Origin of the sequence: Pseudomonas sp. BR20, from assembly GCF_050780135.1 — a bacterium.
Taxonomy (GTDB): domain Bacteria; phylum Pseudomonadota; class Gammaproteobacteria; order Pseudomonadales; family Pseudomonadaceae; genus Aquipseudomonas.
Map to the genome: position 1 here is coordinate 5,128,776 of NZ_CP172012.1, position 16,296 is coordinate 5,145,071.

Genomic DNA, 16,296 nt, shown 5'->3' on the forward strand with positions numbered 1-16,296 from the left:
GAGGCGCACCATGACTTTCACCACCATTTCCAGCCGCGAATTCAATCAAGACACAAGCGGTGCCAAAAAAGCCGCTCGCCAAGGCCCGGTTTTTATCACCGATCGCGGCAAGCCTGCCCATGTACTGCTAAGCATTGAGGACTACCAAAAGCTGACAGGTCTCAATGCCAACATCGTTGACCTGCTGGTGATGCCGGAAGCGGCCGATATCGACTTTGAAACCGAACGTGCCGTGATCACTCATCGCCCCGTGGACCTTTCTTGATGTATCTACTCGACACCAACGTAATCTCTGAACTGCGTAAACCCCAGGCTGATGCGAACGTGGTCGCCTGGGCCAAAAGTGTCATTGCACCGCGTATGTTTATCTCGGCAATCACCCTTAAAGAATTGGAAACCGGGGTCTTGCGCATTGAGCGGCGAGACCCGGCTCAGGGGAAGGTGTTGCGAACCTGGCTCAAGCGTCATGTGATGCCGGCCTTTGATGCCAGAATCCTACCCGTCGATGCTGCAGTCGCGTTGCGTTGCGCACACTTGCATGTGCCGGACCGAGCCAATGAAAGTGATGCATTAATTGCCGCGACCGCGCTGGTGCATGGGCTCACGGTTGTCACGCGCAACGTCAGCGACTTCAAATCCAGCGGTGTTCCACTGATCAATCCTTGGGACGAATGACCGCCTCCCCCACGAAAACCGTCCATACTTCACAAGTCAATTGATCCAGATCACGTACACCATCAATTGATTTCCCCCAATGCGACCAAAGGTCGCACCCTTTGAGCGCCAGCGGGGGCGTATCATTACGCCACTGCAACACCCTTAATTTGACCCCGGTTGGCACGTACTGGCCGAGGCAAATCTCCACCGCCGTGGGATGCAATGATGACCAACCAGATACCGGTACATGACGTTACCCCGCCTGCCAAAATCTCGAATAGCCCTGAAGGTAAGAGCGTCGACCTCTACGCGTCGCGAGAGAAAATCTACACCCGTGCCTTCACCGGCCTGTTCCGCAACCTGCGCATGCTCGGCGGCGCCGGCCTGTTCCTGCTCTACTTCGGCACGGTGTGGCTGAACTGGGGTGGCCACCAGGCGGTATGGTGGAACCTGCCGGAACGTAAATTCTTTATTTTTGGCGCGACCTTCTGGCCCCAGGATTTCATCCTGCTCTCGGGCATCCTGATCGTCTCGGCGTTTGGCCTGTTCTTTATCACCGTGTACGCCGGCCGCGTGTGGTGCGGTTATACCTGCCCACAAAGCGTGTGGACGTGGATCTTCATGTGGTGCGAGAAGGTCACCGAAGGTGATCGCAACCAGCGCATCAAGCTGGACAAGGCGCCGATGGGAGCCAACAAGTTCCTGCGCAAATTCAGCAAGCACACGCTGTGGCTGCTGATCGGCTTTGCCACCGGCATGACCTTCGTCGGCTACTTCTCGCCGATCCGCGAGTTGGTGTTCGACTTCTTCACCGGCCAGGCCGATGGCTGGTCGTATTTCTGGGTCGGCTTCTTCACCCTCGCCACCTATGGCAACGCCGGCTGGCTGCGCGAACAGGTGTGCATCTACATGTGCCCGTACGCACGCTTCCAAAGCGTGATGTTCGACAAGGACACCCTGATCGTCTCCTACGATCCACGCCGTGGCGAAGTGCGTGGCCCGCGTAAAAAAGGTGCCGATTACAAGGCCCAGGGCCTGGGCGACTGCATCGACTGTACGATGTGCGTACAGGTATGCCCCACCGGTATCGACATCCGCGACGGCCTGCAAATCGAGTGCATCGGTTGCGCCGCCTGTATCGACGCCTGCGATAACATCATGGACAAGATGGAGTACCCGCGCGGCCTGATCAGCTACACCACCGAGCACAACCTGTCAGGGCAGAAAACCCACAAGTTGCGCCCACGCCTGATCGGTTATGCCTTGGTGTTGCTGGCGATGATGAGCCTGTTGGCCGGGGCGTTCTTCATGCGTTCGCTGGTGGGCTTCGACGTGAGCAAGGACCGCGTGCTGTACCGCGAAAACGCCGAAGGGCGCATCGAAAACGTCTACAGCCTGAAGATCATGAACAAAGACCAGCGCGACCACACCTACGTGCTCGACGCCGCCGGCCTGCCGGACCTCAAGCTGCAAGGCCGACGTGAAATCAAAGTGGCGGCCGGTGACATCGTCAGCATGCCGGTGGAACTGTCGAGTTCGCCCGAGCAACTGCCGTCGAGTACCAACGAGGTGACGTTCATCCTCAAGGATGCCGATGACACCAGCATCCATATTGAAGCCAAGAGCCGATTCATCGGCCCCCAGGTTCGTTAATAAATAGAAAGCTTCGTTAATAGAGAGCAGAACAATGCCCCAAGCCACTGCCGCAAGCCCTTGGTACAAGCACCTCTGGCCCTGGATCATCATTGGGATTCTGGCCTGCTCGGTGACCTTGACCTTGTCCATGGTGACCATCGCGGTGAACAATCCGGACAACCTGGTCAACGACAACTACTACGAGGCCGGCAAAGGCATCAACCGCTCCCTGGACCGCGAACGGCTGGCCCAGACCCTGCAACTGCGCGCCAAGCTGCACCTGGATGAGCTGACCGGTGAAGTCGAGTTGCAACTCACCGGCTACAGCAACCCGAACACCCTGGAACTGAACCTGATTTCCCCGACCCAGCCAGAGAAGGATCGCAAGATCAACCTGACCCGCAGCGACAGCGAACCGGGCCGCTACATCGGCCAGGTCACCGACAAGGTCGAAGGCCGTCGCTTCGTGGAATTGCTGGGCGTGGAAGGCGACAAGACCTGGCGCCTGTTCGAGGAAGAAGAAGTCAGCCACGACAAGGACTTGCTGCTGGGTGATGAACCGTTGCAGGGTGCTGAAGACCTGAAAAAATAGCAGCGCTCATGACCAGCCCAACCCCCTGCTACCACTGCGCCCTGCCCGTCCCGTCCGGCAGTCGGTTCACCGCCGTGATCCTCGGCGAGCGCCGCGAGCTGTGCTGCCCCGGCTGCCAGGCCGTGGCCGAAGCGATTGTGGCCGGTGGGCTGGAAAGCTATTACCAGCACCGCAGCGAAGCCTCGGCCAACCCCGAGACGCTGCCGGTGCAACTGGTGGACGAACTGGCGCTGTATGACCGCGCCGACGTGCAAAAACCCTTCGTGCACCACGAAGGCGACCTCGCCGAAACCACCCTGTTGATGGAAGGCATCAGTTGCGCCGCCTGTGGCTGGCTGATCGAAAAACACCTGCGCAGCCTGCCCGCCGTGGCCGAGGCGCGGCTGAACCTGTCCAACCATCGCCTGCAGGTGCGCTGGGCCGACGGGCAATTGCCGTTGAGCCAGGTGCTCAGTGAACTGCGCCATATCGGCTACGCCGCGCACCCTTATCAAGCCGACCGTGCGGCCGAACAACTGGCCAGCGAAAACCGCCTGGCCCTGCGCCAACTGGGGGTCGCCGGGCTGCTGTGGTTCCAGGCGATGATGGCGACCATGGCCACCTGGCCGGAATTCAATATCGACCTGAGCCCCGAACTGCATGTGATCCTGCGCTGGGTGGCGATGTTTCTGACAACGCCCATCGTGTTCTACAGCTGTGCGCCGTTCTTCAAGGGTGCCATGCGCGACGTGCGAACGCGTCACCTGACCATGGACGTATCGGTGTCCCTGGCCATCGGCGGGGCTTATCTGGCCGGGATCTGGACCGCGATCACCGGCGTGGGCGAGTTGTATTTCGATGCGGTGGGCATGTTTGCGCTGTTCCTGCTGGCCGGTCGCTACCTGGAGCGCCGTGCCCGGGAGCGCACGGCCGCCGCCACCGCGCAGTTGGTCAACCTGCTGCCCGCGTCGTGCCTGCGCCTCAAGGATGACGGCCAGAGCGAACGTATTCTTTTGAGCGAACTGGCACTGGGCGACCGCGTGCTGGTGCATCCGGGCGCGGTGCTGCCGGCAGATGGGGTGATCCTCGATGGCCGGTCCAGCATCGATGAGTCGCTGCTCACCGGTGAGTACCTGCCGCTGCCGCGCCAAACCGGTGATGCCGTCACCGCCGGCACGCTGAACGTCGAAGGCGCGCTGACCGTCGAAGTGCGCGCCTTGGGCCACGAGACCCGCCTGTCCGCCATCGTGCGCCTGCTGGAGCGGGCCCAGGCCGAAAAACCGCGTCTGGCGCAGATCGCCGACCGCGCCGCGCAGTGGTTCCTGTTGTGTTCGCTGATTGCCGCGGCAGTGATCGGCCTGCTGTGGTGGGAGCTGGATTCATCGCGGGCGTTCTGGATTGTACTGGCGATGCTGGTCGCGACCTGCCCGTGTGCGTTGTCCCTGGCCACGCCGACCGCCCTCACCGCCGCCACCGGCACCCTGCACAAACTCGGGCTATTGCTGACCCGTGGCCATGTGCTCGAAGGCCTGAACCAGATCGACACGGTGATTTTCGACAAGACCGGCACCCTCACCGAAGGCCGCCTGGCGCTGAAAGCGATCCGGCCGCTGGCCGCCCTGAACAGCGACGAATGCCTGGGCCTCGCCGCCGCCCTGGAAAACCGCTCCGAACACCCGATTGCCCGCGCCTTTGGCCGTGCGCCGCTGGCCGCTGACGAGGTGCTCAGCTCCCCCGGCCTCGGCCTGGAAGGACGTGTCGGCACACGCCAGTTGCGTATCGGTCAGCCGGGGTTTGTCTGCGCACTCAGTGGTTGCCCGATTCCCGCCTCTCCGGAGGATGACGGCCAATGGCTGCTGCTGGGCGACAGCGATGGCGCCCTTGCCTGGTTCGTCCTCGACGACCGCCTGCGCAGCGATGCCCCGGCCCTGCTGGCCGCCTGCAAGGCGCGCGGTTGGCGTACGCTGCTGCTGTCGGGGGACAGTTCGCCGATGGTCGCCAGCGTCGCCTCTGAACTGGGTATCGATGAAGCCCACGGCGGCCTGCGCCCCGACGACAAGCTGCACGTGCTGCAACAGTTGCACAAGGAAGGCCGCAAGGTGCTGATGCTCGGCGACGGCGTCAACGATGTGCCGGTACTGGCAGCCGCCGACATCAGCGTGGCCATGGGCTCGGCCACCGACCTGGCCAAGACCAGCGCCGATGCGGTGCTGCTGTCCAACCGCCTCGACGCGCTGGTACAGGCCTTTACCCTGGCACGACGCACCCGCCGGGTAATCATTGAAAACCTGCTGTGGGCCGGGTTGTACAATGGCCTTATGCTGCCGTTTGCCGCCCTCGGTTGGATCACCCCGATCTGGGCGGCGATCGGCATGTCCCTCAGTTCGTTGACCGTGGTGCTCAACGCCCTGCGCCTGACTCGCGTGCCGAGTGCGCAGGCCACAAGCGCCCCTTTGGTAACCCGCCCGCTGCCGGCTTGAACCGCGCGGGCATGGAGTGCAGATGCCAGCTTTATACGTGATGATTCCGGCGGCGCTGCTGTTAGTGGGCGTGGCCATCTACATCTTCTTCTGGGCCGTGGACAGCGGCCAGTACGACGACCTCGACGGCCCGGCCCACAGCGTGCTGTTCGACGACCAGGACCCGAACCACCTCGCGGCCGTCGACGAAGCCAACGGCCCCGAGCAACCGCCCACGCCCAAAGACCCACCCCATGCTTGAGCTGGCGCCGCTGCTGGTCTCTGCGCTGATCCTGGGCCTGCTGGGCGGCGGCCATTGCCTGGGCATGTGCGGCGGGCTGATGGGCGCGCTGACCCTGGCGATTCCCAAGGAACAACGCAGCCGCCGATTCCGCCTGCTGCTGGCGTACAACCTGGGGCGCATCCTCAGCTATGCCACTGCGGGGTTATTGATCGGCCTGGCGGGCTGGGCCGTGGCCAACAGCCCGGCGGCCCTGTTCATGCGCGTGCTCGCCGGGTTGCTGTTGATCTGCATGGGCCTGTACCTGGCCGGTTGGTGGAGCGGCCTCACCCGTATCGAAAGCCTCGGGCGCGGCCTGTGGCGCTACATACAGCCCGTCGCCAACCGTTTGCTGCCGGTGTCCAGCCTGCCCCGCGCGCTGCTGCTGGGCGCGCTGTGGGGCTGGTTGCCGTGCGGGTTGGTGTACAGCACCCTGCTGTGGGCCGCCAGCCAGGGCAATGCACTCGACAGTGCGTTGCTGATGTTGGCTTTTGGCTTAGGCACCTGGCCGGTACTGTTGGCGACCGGGTTGGCGGCCGAACGCGTGACCGCGTTATTGCGCAAGCGCAGCGTGCGTATGGCCGGTGGCCTGCTGGTGATTATTTTCGGTATCTGGACCCTACCAGGTCCGCATCAGCACTGGCTAATGGGCCACTAAAAGGCCATGTGGCATAGCGCCGCTCCCCGTTGACGCAAATCAAGATGCCATATCGGCCACGCCCCTAGACTCGGCTCACTAGCCTATCCGGGGAATGCCCGCATGCTCGACGCCATTCGTTGGGACCCACATCTGATTCAACGCTACGACCTGGCGGGACCGCGCTACACGTCCTACCCCACCGCCGTACAATTCGACAGCCAGGTCGGCACCTTCGACCTGCTCCACGCCCTGCGTGAAAGCCGCAAGGCCACGCGACCGTTATCGCTGTATGTGCATGTGCCGTTCTGCGCGAATATTTGCTACTACTGCGCGTGCAACAAGGTGATCACCAAGGACCGTGGCCGCGCCCAGGCCTACCTGCAACGCCTGGAGCAGGAGATTCAGCTGGTGGCCTGCCACCTCGACCCGAAACAATCAGTCGAGCAATTGCACTTCGGCGGCGGCACCCCGACCTTTCTCAGCCACGACGAACTGCGCCAGGTCATGGGCAGCCTGCGCCAGCACTTCAATCTGCTCGACGGTGACTCCGGCGACTACAGCATCGAGATCGACCCCCGCGAAGCCGACTGGGCGACCATGGGCCTGCTGCGTGAACTGGGCTTCAACCGCGTGAGCATCGGCCTGCAAGACCTCGACCCGGACGTGCAGCGGGCGGTCAACCGCCTGCAAAGCCTGGAAGAAACCCGCGCGGTGATCGACGCCGCGCGCACCCTGCAGTTTCGCTCGATCAATATCGACCTGATCTACGGCCTGCCCAAGCAGACGCCGATCAACTTCGCGCGCACCGTGGAGGAAGTGATCAAGCTGCAGCCGGACCGCCTGTCGGTGTTCAACTACGCGCATTTGCCGGAACGCTTCATGCCCCAACGACGGATCAACAGCGAGGAGTTGCCGTCGCCGGAATCCAAACTGCTGATGCTGCAAACCACCATCGAGCAACTGACCCAGGCCGGCTACCGCTACATCGGCATGGATCACTTCGCCCTGCCGGACGACGAACTCGCCATTGCCCAGGAAGAAGGCACGCTGCAACGTAACTTCCAGGGCTACACCGCCCACGGCCATTGCGATCTGATCGGGCTCGGCGTGTCAGCCATCAGCCAGATCGGCGACCTGTATTGCCAGAACAGCAGTGACCTGAACGGCTATCAGAACGCCCTGGCCAGCGCCCAACTGGCCACCAGCCGCGGCTTGATCTGCACCACCGACGATCGCTTGCGCCGGGAAGTGATCCAGCAGTTGATCTGCACGTTCAGCCTGGCCTTCGAGCAGATCGAACAGGCGTTCAATATTGATTTTCGTGGGTACTTCGACGAAGTCTGGCCGCAACTTGAGACCATGGCGCAAGACGGCCTGATCGAACTGGATGCGCAGCGCATCAAGGTTCTGCCAGCTGGGCGGCTGCTGGTGCGTTCGGTGTGCATGGTGTTCGATGCCTACCTGGAGCACCAGAACCGGCAACGATTTTCACGGGTGATCTGAGCGCGATTACTTCATCGCCAGGCCGGAGGCCTTGATCGCATCACCGGCGCTCATGTCTTTCATCGCCTTGGAGAGGGACGCTTGAGCGCTGGTCAAGCTGGCTTGCAGCCCACTCAACGCAGATTGCAGGCCGGAGAGGCGGGCACGGGCCTGTTCAGGACTGAGGTTTTTGTCGGCCATCACCGCCGCCATCTCGGCCTGCTTCTCGGCAATTTGCTTCTTGATTTCACGAATCATCTTCAGCAGGTTCTTGACGTTCTCTGCCAGGCCGCTGTCGTCTATATCGCTGTTAGACGTTTTCTGCGCCGCCGCCGCTTTCATCGCCGCACCGGAAATGGTCACGGACACCCCAGGCTTTGCCTCATCAGGGGCCGAAACCTTGGCCTCGTCACTCTGGACTGCGGCTTTTTTTGCCTCGGGCAGCACCTGGACCTGGGTGCGAGCCGCAAGATTTGTATTGAGGGAAAGCACCTACTGAACCTCCAAGTTGATAGTCGATGCCGTGTTATCGGCGCCATTTAAAAAATATTTATACCTTTGCTGCCATTTTTAACTCGCTGGCCTCACCCCCCACAGTGCGGTACCCTTACGTCTTATGTGTGTTTTCCCACAAGGATCTAAGAAATGTCCGAGCCAGTCAAACTGCGCGCTAACAGCCAGGCTCACTGCAAGGATTGCAGCCTGGCCCCCCTCTGCCTGCCACTTTCGCTGAATCTGGAAGACATGGAAGCGTTGGACGAGATCGTTAAACGTGGTCGCCCGCTCAAGAAAGGCGAGTTCCTGTTTCGCCAGGGCGACAAGTTCGATTCCGTCTATGCAGTACGTTCGGGCGCGCTGAAGACCTTCAGCCTGAGCGACGGCGGCGAAGAGCAAATCACCGGTTTCCACCTGCCCAGCGAGCTGGTCGGGTTGTCGGGCATGGACACCGAGATTCACCCGGTGTCGGCCCAGGCCCTGGAGACCACGTCGGTGTGCGAAATCCCCTTCGAGCGCCTGGACGAACTGGCCCTGCAATTGCCACAACTGCGCCGTCAGTTGATGCGCGTGATGAGCCGCGAGATCCGTGACGACCAGCAGATGATGTTGCTGCTGTCGAAGAAAACCGCCGACGAGCGCATCGCCACCTTCCTGGTCAACCTGTCGGCGCGTTTCCGCGCCCGTGGTTTCTCGGCCAACCAGTTCCGTCTGAGCATGTCGCGCAACGAAATCGGCAATTACCTGGGCCTGGCGGTGGAAACCGTGTCCCGTGTGTTTACCCGTTTCCAGCAGAGCGAACTGCTCGCCGCCGAAGGCAAGGAAGTGCACATCCTCGATCCGATCCAACTGTGTGCGCTGGCAGGCGGTTCGCTGGAAGGCTGACGCAGACACTTGCGGCCGCGCCAATCGGCGAGGCCGCAGGTATACTTCGAGTCCGTTTTCCGCCCTGGACTCTTCGACGATGACCTTCGATTCGTTCGACATCAAATCCCTGATCCGCCCCGTCATCGACTTCCCCAAGCCTGGGGTGATCTTTCGTGACATCACACCGCTGTTCCAATCGCCCAAGGCCCTGCGCCTGGTGGCTGACACCTTTGCCCATCGCTACGTCGAGGCTGATTTCAGCCATATCGGCGCAATGGATGCACGAGGCTTCCTGATCGGCTCGATCATCGCCTACCAACTGAACAAGCCGCTGATCCTGTTCCGTAAGCAGGGCAAGCTGCCGGCTGACGTGCTGGCCGAGGGTTACCAGACCGAATACGGTGAGGCCTTCCTCGAAGTGCATGCCGACAGCCTGTGCGAGGGTGATTCAGTGCTGATGTTCGATGACCTGATCGCCACGGGCGGTACCCTGATCGCGGCGGCGAACCTGGTGCGGCGCATGGGGGCGAAGGTTTTTGAAGCGGCGGCGATCATTGACCTGCCGGAGCTGGGTGGCTCGCAGCGCCTGGAAGATATGGGGATTCCGACGTTTTGCCTGACCCGCTTTGCCCTCACCGAGCGATAACGGTTGCCTGGACTGACGCTATCAGGGGCAGGTGGAATCGCCGCACCGCCCCTCCCACATTTGATCCTGCGGTGATCGTTAGAGCGCGATCGGTTTACGACCGGCAAACGAATGCGCCAACGTGCCGCCGTCCACCAACTCCAACTCGCCACCCAGCGGCACGCCATGGGCGATGCGCGAAGTGACCAGGCCTTTGTTGCTCAGCAGTTGAGCGATGTAATGCGCGGTGGCTTCACCTTCCACGGTCGGGTTGGTGGCCAGGATCACCTCGGTAAAGGTGCCCTGTTCTTCAATACGAGCCACCAACTGCGGAATGCCGATGGCCTCCGGCCCCAGGCCATCGAGCGGCGAGAGGTGGCCCTTGAGCACAAAGTAGCGCCCGCGATAACCGGTCTGCTCCACCGCGTACACATCCATCGGCCCTTCCACCACGCACAGCAGCGTGTCGTCGCGGCGCGGGTCGGCGCATTGCGGGCAGAGTTCTTCTTCGGTGAGGGTACGACACTGGCGGCAGTGGCCCACCCCGGTCATGGCCTGGCTCAGGGCCTGGGCCAACCGGGTACCGCCGCTGCGATCACGCTCCAGCAGTTGCAGCGCCATGCGTTGGGCGGTTTTCTGGCCGACACCCGGCAATGTGCGCAGGGCGTCGATCAGTTGGCGAATCAAGGGGCTGAAGCTCATGGGCGAATGGTCCGACAAAACAACGAGACGCGGTTTATACCCGCGCCCCGGATTAGCGTCAAATGCTCAATCCTGCGCGACCCGCACCACCAACTTGCCGAAGTTGCGCCCTTCCAGCAAACCGATAAAGGCTTCGGGCGCCTGCTCCAGGCCCTCGACCACGTCTTCACGGAACTTGATCTTGCCGTCGCGCACCCACGGTGCCATGGCGCTGAGGAACTCCGGCTGACGATCACCGTAGTCGTCAAACACGATAAAGCCCTGGATCCGTACACGCTTGGTCAACAACGTGCGTTGCAGCGCCGGCAAGCGGTCAGGCCCGCTGGGGGCTTCATGGGCGTTATAGCCGGCGATCAGCCCGCACAGGGGGATGCGCGCCTTGGGATTGAGCAGCGGCAGCACGGCGTCGAACACCTTGCCACCGACGTTTTCGAAGTAAATGTCCACGCCCTTGAAGCAGGCCTGAGCCAAGTCTTCGGCAAACGTTGCGCTCTTATGGTCTATGCAGGCATCAAAGCCCAATTCCTCCACCACGTAGCGGCACTTGTCGGCACCGCCCGCAATCCCGACCACACGCAGGCCCTTGAGCTTGGCCACCTGGCCGACCACCGAACCCACGGCGCCGGACGCTGCGGCCACCACCAGGGTTTCCCCGGCTTTTGGCTGGCCGATATCCATCAGGCCCATGTAGGCGGTCATGCCAGGCATGCCCAATACCCCCAAGGCCATGGACGGGCTGGCCAGGCCATTGGGCACCGGAATCAGGTTGCGGCCGTCGGAAATGCTGTGGCTTTGCCAACCGGTGGCGCCGACGACCAGGTCACCCACCTCGAATTTCGGATTACGTGATTGCTCGACACGGCTGACAGCCCCGCCGGTCATCACCTCGTCGATTTCCACGGGCGCGGCGTAGGACGGTGCGTCGCTCATGCGACCGCGCATATAAGGGTCGAGGGACAGGTACAGGGTTTTCAGCAGGACCTGGCCGTCTGCCAACTCCGGCAAGGTCACCCGTTCCAGGCGGAAGTTTTCCGGGGTGGGTGCGCCTTGGGGGCGTGAGACCAGGACAATGCGCTGGTTCAAAGTCGGTTCGTGAGGCATGAAGGGGCTCCTTTATCGAATCTATCGGTATAGGGTGCAGACCATAGGTGCCGCGCCAGGGTTCGATTGGATTGGCACAAACAAAAATGCCAGGCACAAGGCCTGGCATTGGAGTCTAGCTAAAGACCGCCGATTAGAACGGCAGCTTCATGCCCGGCGGCAGTTGCATGCCGGCGGTCACGCCGGACATTTTGTCCTGGCTGTTGGCTTCAATCTTGCGCACGGCGTCGTTGACGGCTGCAGCGAACAGCGCCTCGAGCATTTCCAGGTCATCTTCGCCCACGCCTGGCAGTACGCTTGGGTCAATGCTCACGCGCTTGATGTCGTGACGACCGGTCATCACCACACTGACCATATCGCCACCGGCTTTACCGGTGACTTCGGCGTTGGCCAGTTCTTCCTGCATCTTGGCCATCTTTTCCTGCATCTGCTGTGCCTGCTTCATCAGGCCGGCCATGCCACCTTTCATCATGGGAATCACCTCAAAAGTACGTGGATCAATTAATAGCCCGGTGTCAGGACGCCTGGGGCACCGGGGCTTCGACAGGTTCAATTGTATCTTGGCGAACGACCGCACCGAACTGCTGCATCATCTGCTGGATGAGCGGATCGCCGTGGATCGAGTCCTCAGCCTCACGCTGGCGGTTGATACGCCGACGGGTGGCGGCCTGGGCCGGGGTTTCCTGCTCGGGCTTGATCAACTCGATGGTGATGGTCAGCGTGCGCCCATGGTACTGGTTCAGGGCATCGTTGAGGCGCCGTTGCTGGGTCGCGTTGAACAGGGCGCTGTGGGCCGGGTCCAGGTGCAACAGCCAGTGGTCGCCGTCAATGGCGATCAGGGTGCAGTTGGCGGCGATGCTGCCGGTCATGCCGGAAATCGGCAGTTTGGGGAACAGCTCCAGCCATTGCAGGGCCAGGCCGGTGGCCGGCGCCGCAGCGGGCTCTGCCTCGGGTTCCGGGGCTGGCTCGGCAGTGTGCTCGCTGGCCAGATCGTCCAGGTAGCTATAGGCCGAATCCATGTCCGGCTCGATGTAATCTTCGTCCAGCGGCGGTTCGTCGTCGAGGTCGATGCCCGGGATTGCTGCTTCGACCTGGGCGACGGTCGGCTCGGGAACCGGGGCTGAAACCCACTCCGGGGCGGCCGGCACCACGCTGTCCGGCGTCGGTGCAGGCATCGGCGTCAGCTCAGGCTGCTCACCGGCGGTTTCCAGTACCGGCTCGACATAGGGCTGCTGTTCGACCTCGACCTCAGCGTCTACCGGGTCATTCCAGGGCAGGTCGACCACAGGCTCGGGCTCGACAACCGGTTCCGGCTCGACCACTGCTGCCGCCACCACCGGTGCCGGCTCAGGCGCCGGTGCAACGGGGGCAGCAACCACTGGCGCGACCACCGCCGCGCCAGCCACTGGTTTGGCGGAATCAACTGTGGCCTGGCTGATCCCCACTGGCTTTAGCGGCTGTCTCGGTGCGTCTGCCGAGTCAGCGGGCCGGAAGGCCAGCATCCGCAGCAGGACCATCTCGAAGCCTCCGCGCGGGTCCGGTGCCAAAGGCAAGTCGCGACGACCGATCAGGCCCATCTGGTAGTAGAACTGCACGTCTTCGGCCGGCAACGCCTGGGCCAGGGCCAACACGCGGTCGCGGTCGCCATGGCCATTGTCGACACCTTCAGGCAATGCCTGGGCGATGGCGACGCGGTGCAGCACGTTGAGGATTTCCGAAAGCACGCCGTTCCAGTCCGGGCCTTGCTCCGACAGGTGGCGCACGGCCTCGAGCAACGCCTTGGCATCGCCCTCGATCAGCGCGTGCAGCACGTCGAACACCTGCCCGTGGTCCAGGGTGCCGAGCATGGCGCGCACATCGGCGGCCATGACCTTGCCTTCACCAAAGGCAATGGCCTGGTCGGTGAGGCTCATGGCATCGCGCATCGAACCATCGGCGGCGCGGCCCAGCAGCCACAATGCGTCATCTTCGAACGGTACGTTCTCGACGCCCAGCACGTGGGTCAAATGCTCCACCACGCGCTCAGGGGTCATGTTTTTCAGGGAGAACTGCAGGCACCGCGACAGGATCGTTGCAGGAAGTTTCTGCGGATCGGTGGTGGCCAGGATGAATTTAACGTAGGGCGGCGGCTCTTCCAGGGTTTTCAACAAGGCGTTGAAGGAATGGCTGGAGAGCATGTGCACTTCGTCGATCAGGTAGACCTTGAAGCGGCCACGGCTGGGCGCGTACTGCACGTTGTCGAGCAGCTCGCGGGTGTCTTCGACCTTGGTGCGGCTCGCGGCGTCGATCTCGATCAGGTCGACGAAACGCCCTTCATCGATCTCGCGGCACACCGAGCAGGTGCCGCAGGGCGTCGAAGTGATACCGGTTTCACAGTTCAGGCATTTGGCGATGATGCGCGCAATAGTGGTCTTGCCCACCCCCCGAGTACCGGTGAACAGGTAGGCGTGGTGCAGCCGCTGGCTGTCCAAGGCATTGATCAGAGCCTTGAGCACATGGGTCTGGCCGACCATTTCGCGGAACGAGCGCGGACGCCATTTACGTGCAAGAACCTGATAACTCATCGAAAACCGTCGCAACTGGGAAGCGGAAGCCGGTAATGCTAGCGGAGCAAGGGGGAAATTGCATCCGGCACGCTCGCCTAATCTGACTAAGCTCTGCTGATTGGCCCCAAAAAGGCCTTAACCCGGAGAGTGTATGCGTGTAGTCCTGGGCGCTTTATGGATGATGACCACGGCTTGCCTGGCGGCGCCTGCACCGCTGCGTTTCTCGGTTTCCGACAGTTGGGCGATGCCCATGGTGCAACTGGACGAGGGACGGCCCACCCAGGGCATTCTGTATGACGTGATGTTGAGCCTGGCCACCCAGGTCGGCCGTCCGGCACAGTTCCATGTACTGGCCCGGGCACGTATCTCGACGGCCATGGAGCATGGCGATATTGATGTGCGCTGTTATGTCACCCAGGCCTGGCTCAACAACCTGTCCGGCGACTACACCTGGAGCATCCCGTTGATGGTGCAGCGAAACGTGCTGGTAAGTAGCCACATTCCCACGCAGCCGGTGCAAGTGACCAGGCTGGCACCTCAATCGATCGGCACGGTGCTCAATTATCGCTACGCCATCCTCGACCCGCTGTTTGCCAGCGGCCAACTCTCCCGCGACGATGCACGCAGCGAAGAGCAGGTGCTGTACAAGCTAGTGGCCGGACGCTTCAAGTTTGCGGTGAGCAACGAATGGATCCTGGATCGTTTCAACCAGCGAATGCCGACCGGCACAAAACTGCATAAAGTCGCCGTGATCGATGAACAACGCGTGGGCTGCGCCGTGCGCAATGATCCGAACGTGCCGGTGCAGCAGATCCTGCGCACCTTGCTGCGCATGAAAATGTCCGGCGAAGTCGATGAAATCATCAAGCTGTACACCGGTGAGACTCCTGACAAGAACTGACAATGACGCCTTATAGACTCGGCGCCCTCAACCACCCGTTCTCAAGGAGTCCACATGAACACCGTCGCCCATTACTTCCTGCTGTACGTCGACAGCCCGGCCACCAGTGCCAACTTCTATAGCCGCCTGCTGGGCAAGCCACCGGTCGAATTGAACCCGACCTTTGCCCTGTTCATTCTCGACAACGGCGTAAAGCTCGGGCTGTGGTCGCGCCATACCGTCGAGCCGGCAGCCCAGCTCACAGGCGGGGGCGGTGAAGTGGGCTTCTCGCTGCCCGACACGGCCGCCGTGGACGCGCTGCACGACCAATGGGCAGAACGGGGCGCCGTCATTATCCAGTCACCGACGAGCCTGGATTTCGGCTACACCTTCGTCGCCCAGGACCTCGATGGCCACCGCCTGCGCGCGTTTTGCCTGAACGACTGACCGCCAGCGCCCCTCCAGGCTGATGGCCGCCACGCTGGCCAGCACGATCACAGCGCCCAGCATCACCTGCAAGGCAATGTGTTCGCCCAGCAACGTCGCGGCCATCACCATCGCCACCGGCGGGATCAGGTACATCGCCACCGACGCGCGACTGACTTCAACATGCTTCAACACATAACCCCAAGCCAGGTACGCCAGGGCGCTGGGGAAGATGCCAAGCACCAGCACCGCCAGGTTCTCCGGCAACGGCGCCTGCAGCACCGCCGCAGGCAGGCCCGGCAGGTTCACACACAACATCAGCGTGCCCGCCCACACCATGTAGCACGCCATGGTCAGCGGGCTGTAACGGTGGGCATAGTGTTTCTGGACGGCGAAATACACGCTCCACGACACCGCCGCCAGCAGGATCAACGCGCCACGCGGGTCGATGTCACCCACGCCCTGATCGCCCCAGATCACCACCAGCACGCCGAGCAGGCCCAGCAACACGCAGCCCCAGCGCCAGGCGCTGACCCGTTCCTTCAAGCAGAAAAACGCGATCAGCACACTGAACAACGGCGCTGACTGCGCCAGAACACTGGACGCCGCCGCAGTCACCCATTGCTGTCCGTAGTTGATCGCGGTGTGATGCAGGAACACGCCGAAAAACCCCAGTACCAGTAACCAGGGCACATCGCGCAAGCGCGGCCGGCCAATGCCCATCACCAGCGCCACGACGCCCATGAACACCGAGGCGATCAAAAACCGTAGCAATGCCAACTGACCGGGACTGTAGCTGTGCAGCCCCATGTGCACGCCAATCGGAGAATAGGCCCAACACAGGATGACGCTGGCGATGACTAGCGTAAGCTTTACGGGTGAAGGGGTATTCATCGACGGCGTCCAGAAACTGAGAAGGTGTGCCGTCAG

Annotated in this window: 18 protein-coding genes; 12 read left to right on the plus strand and 6 right to left on the minus strand. The window is 62.1% G+C overall.

Translation table 11 applies throughout. The features are described from left to right. Nucleotides 1-10 precede the first annotated feature (10 nt). The 8 genes from ACHPFG_RS23565 to hemN all read left to right on the plus strand — a co-directional run bounded on the left by ACHPFG_RS23565 (nt 11) and on the right by hemN (nt 7,745). Nucleotides 11-265 (plus strand): type II toxin-antitoxin system Phd/YefM family antitoxin, encoded by a 255-nt coding sequence (locus ACHPFG_RS23565; protein ID WP_027603731.1) that lies wholly within the window; start codon nt 11-13, stop codon nt 263-265. Beyond that, the gene (locus ACHPFG_RS23570) at nt 265-675 is read left to right on the plus strand and encodes a type II toxin-antitoxin system VapC family toxin (protein ID WP_053132925.1); all 411 of its coding nucleotides are present in this window, start codon (nt 265-267) and stop codon (nt 673-675) included. Before ACHPFG_RS23565 ends, ACHPFG_RS23570 begins: the two co-directional genes overlap by 1 nt. A gap of 207 nt (nt 676-882) precedes the next feature. After that, a complete protein-coding gene (gene ccoG / locus ACHPFG_RS23575) occupies nt 883-2,310 on the plus strand; it encodes a cytochrome c oxidase accessory protein CcoG (protein ID WP_431700565.1) in 1,428 nt (475 codons plus the stop codon). A gap of 34 nt (nt 2,311-2,344) precedes the next feature. Beyond that, entirely contained in the window at nt 2,345-2,884 is a 540-nt protein-coding gene (locus ACHPFG_RS23580; protein ID WP_131699653.1) for a FixH family protein, read from the plus strand. Between the two features lie 8 nt (nt 2,885-2,892). Continuing rightward, complete coding sequence (locus tag ACHPFG_RS23585; protein WP_431700566.1) at nt 2,893-5,343, plus strand: heavy metal translocating P-type ATPase; 2,451 nt, start codon at nt 2,893-2,895, stop codon at nt 5,341-5,343. Between the two features lie 22 nt (nt 5,344-5,365). Continuing rightward, the gene (gene ccoS, locus ACHPFG_RS23590; RefSeq protein ID WP_053132914.1) at nt 5,366-5,584 is read left to right on the plus strand and encodes a cbb3-type cytochrome oxidase assembly protein CcoS; all 219 of its coding nucleotides are present in this window, start codon (nt 5,366-5,368) and stop codon (nt 5,582-5,584) included. After that, nucleotides 5,577-6,260: a sulfite exporter TauE/SafE family protein gene (locus ACHPFG_RS23595; RefSeq protein WP_131699655.1), complete on the plus strand. Its 684-nt coding sequence runs from the start codon at nt 5,577-5,579 to the stop codon at nt 6,258-6,260. The genes ccoS and ACHPFG_RS23595 overlap by 8 nt, the downstream gene beginning before the upstream one ends. A gap of 102 nt (nt 6,261-6,362) precedes the next feature. Beyond that, nucleotides 6,363-7,745, plus strand: coding sequence for an oxygen-independent coproporphyrinogen III oxidase (gene hemN, locus ACHPFG_RS23600; RefSeq protein WP_431700567.1), 1,383 nt, complete (start codon nt 6,363-6,365; stop codon nt 7,743-7,745). Between the two features lie 6 nt (nt 7,746-7,751). Here the strand turns inward: hemN and ACHPFG_RS23605 are convergent, their stop codons facing one another. Next, nucleotides 7,752-8,216: a hypothetical protein gene (locus ACHPFG_RS23605; RefSeq protein ID WP_431700568.1), complete on the minus strand. Its 465-nt coding sequence runs from the start codon at nt 8,214-8,216 to the stop codon at nt 7,752-7,754. Between the two features lie 153 nt (nt 8,217-8,369). Here ACHPFG_RS23605 and fnr point away from each other — a divergent pair, with 153 nt between their 5' ends. Both fnr and ACHPFG_RS23615 read left to right on the plus strand, forming a co-directional pair. Beyond that, nucleotides 8,370-9,104, plus strand: coding sequence for a fumarate/nitrate reduction transcriptional regulator Fnr (gene fnr / locus ACHPFG_RS23610; protein WP_131699658.1), 735 nt, complete (start codon nt 8,370-8,372; stop codon nt 9,102-9,104). A 79-nt stretch (nt 9,105-9,183) separates the two neighbouring features. Next, the gene (locus ACHPFG_RS23615) at nt 9,184-9,732 is read left to right on the plus strand and encodes an adenine phosphoribosyltransferase (protein ID WP_131699659.1); all 549 of its coding nucleotides are present in this window, start codon (nt 9,184-9,186) and stop codon (nt 9,730-9,732) included. A gap of 78 nt (nt 9,733-9,810) precedes the next feature. Here the strand turns inward: ACHPFG_RS23615 and recR are convergent, their stop codons facing one another. The 4 genes from recR to dnaX all read right to left on the minus strand — a co-directional run bounded on the left by recR (nt 9,811) and on the right by dnaX (nt 14,078). Further along, nucleotides 9,811-10,413 (minus strand): recombination mediator RecR, encoded by a 603-nt coding sequence (recR, locus tag ACHPFG_RS23620; protein ID WP_027603720.1) that lies wholly within the window; start codon nt 10,411-10,413, stop codon nt 9,811-9,813. Between the two features lie 66 nt (nt 10,414-10,479). Beyond that, the gene (locus ACHPFG_RS23625; RefSeq protein ID WP_131699660.1) at nt 10,480-11,514 is read right to left on the minus strand and encodes an NADP-dependent oxidoreductase; all 1,035 of its coding nucleotides are present in this window, start codon (nt 11,512-11,514) and stop codon (nt 10,480-10,482) included. 133 nt (nt 11,515-11,647) lie between these two features. Then, nucleotides 11,648-11,986 carry a YbaB/EbfC family nucleoid-associated protein gene (locus ACHPFG_RS23630; protein WP_003193199.1) on the minus strand — a complete coding sequence of 113 codons (339 nt, stop codon included), beginning with the start codon at nt 11,984-11,986 and terminating at the stop codon, nt 11,648-11,650. A 43-nt stretch (nt 11,987-12,029) separates the two neighbouring features. After that, a complete protein-coding gene (gene dnaX / locus ACHPFG_RS23635; RefSeq protein WP_131699661.1) occupies nt 12,030-14,078 on the minus strand; it encodes a DNA polymerase III subunit gamma/tau in 2,049 nt (682 codons plus the stop codon). A gap of 133 nt (nt 14,079-14,211) precedes the next feature. Here dnaX and ACHPFG_RS23640 point away from each other — a divergent pair, with 133 nt between their 5' ends. Further along, complete coding sequence (locus ACHPFG_RS23640) at nt 14,212-14,961, plus strand: substrate-binding periplasmic protein (protein ID WP_431700570.1); 750 nt, start codon at nt 14,212-14,214, stop codon at nt 14,959-14,961. A 54-nt stretch (nt 14,962-15,015) separates the two neighbouring features. Continuing rightward, nucleotides 15,016-15,387, plus strand: a complete 372-nt coding sequence (locus ACHPFG_RS23645) for a VOC family protein (protein WP_131699663.1) — start codon at nt 15,016-15,018, stop codon at nt 15,385-15,387. Here ACHPFG_RS23645 and ACHPFG_RS23650 read toward each other — a convergent pair. Then, nucleotides 15,301-16,260 (minus strand): DMT family transporter, encoded by a 960-nt coding sequence (locus ACHPFG_RS23650; RefSeq protein WP_431700571.1) that lies wholly within the window; start codon nt 16,258-16,260, stop codon nt 15,301-15,303. The two genes, ACHPFG_RS23645 and ACHPFG_RS23650, sit on opposite strands and share 87 nt — an antisense overlap. Nucleotides 16,261-16,296 lie beyond the last annotated feature (36 nt).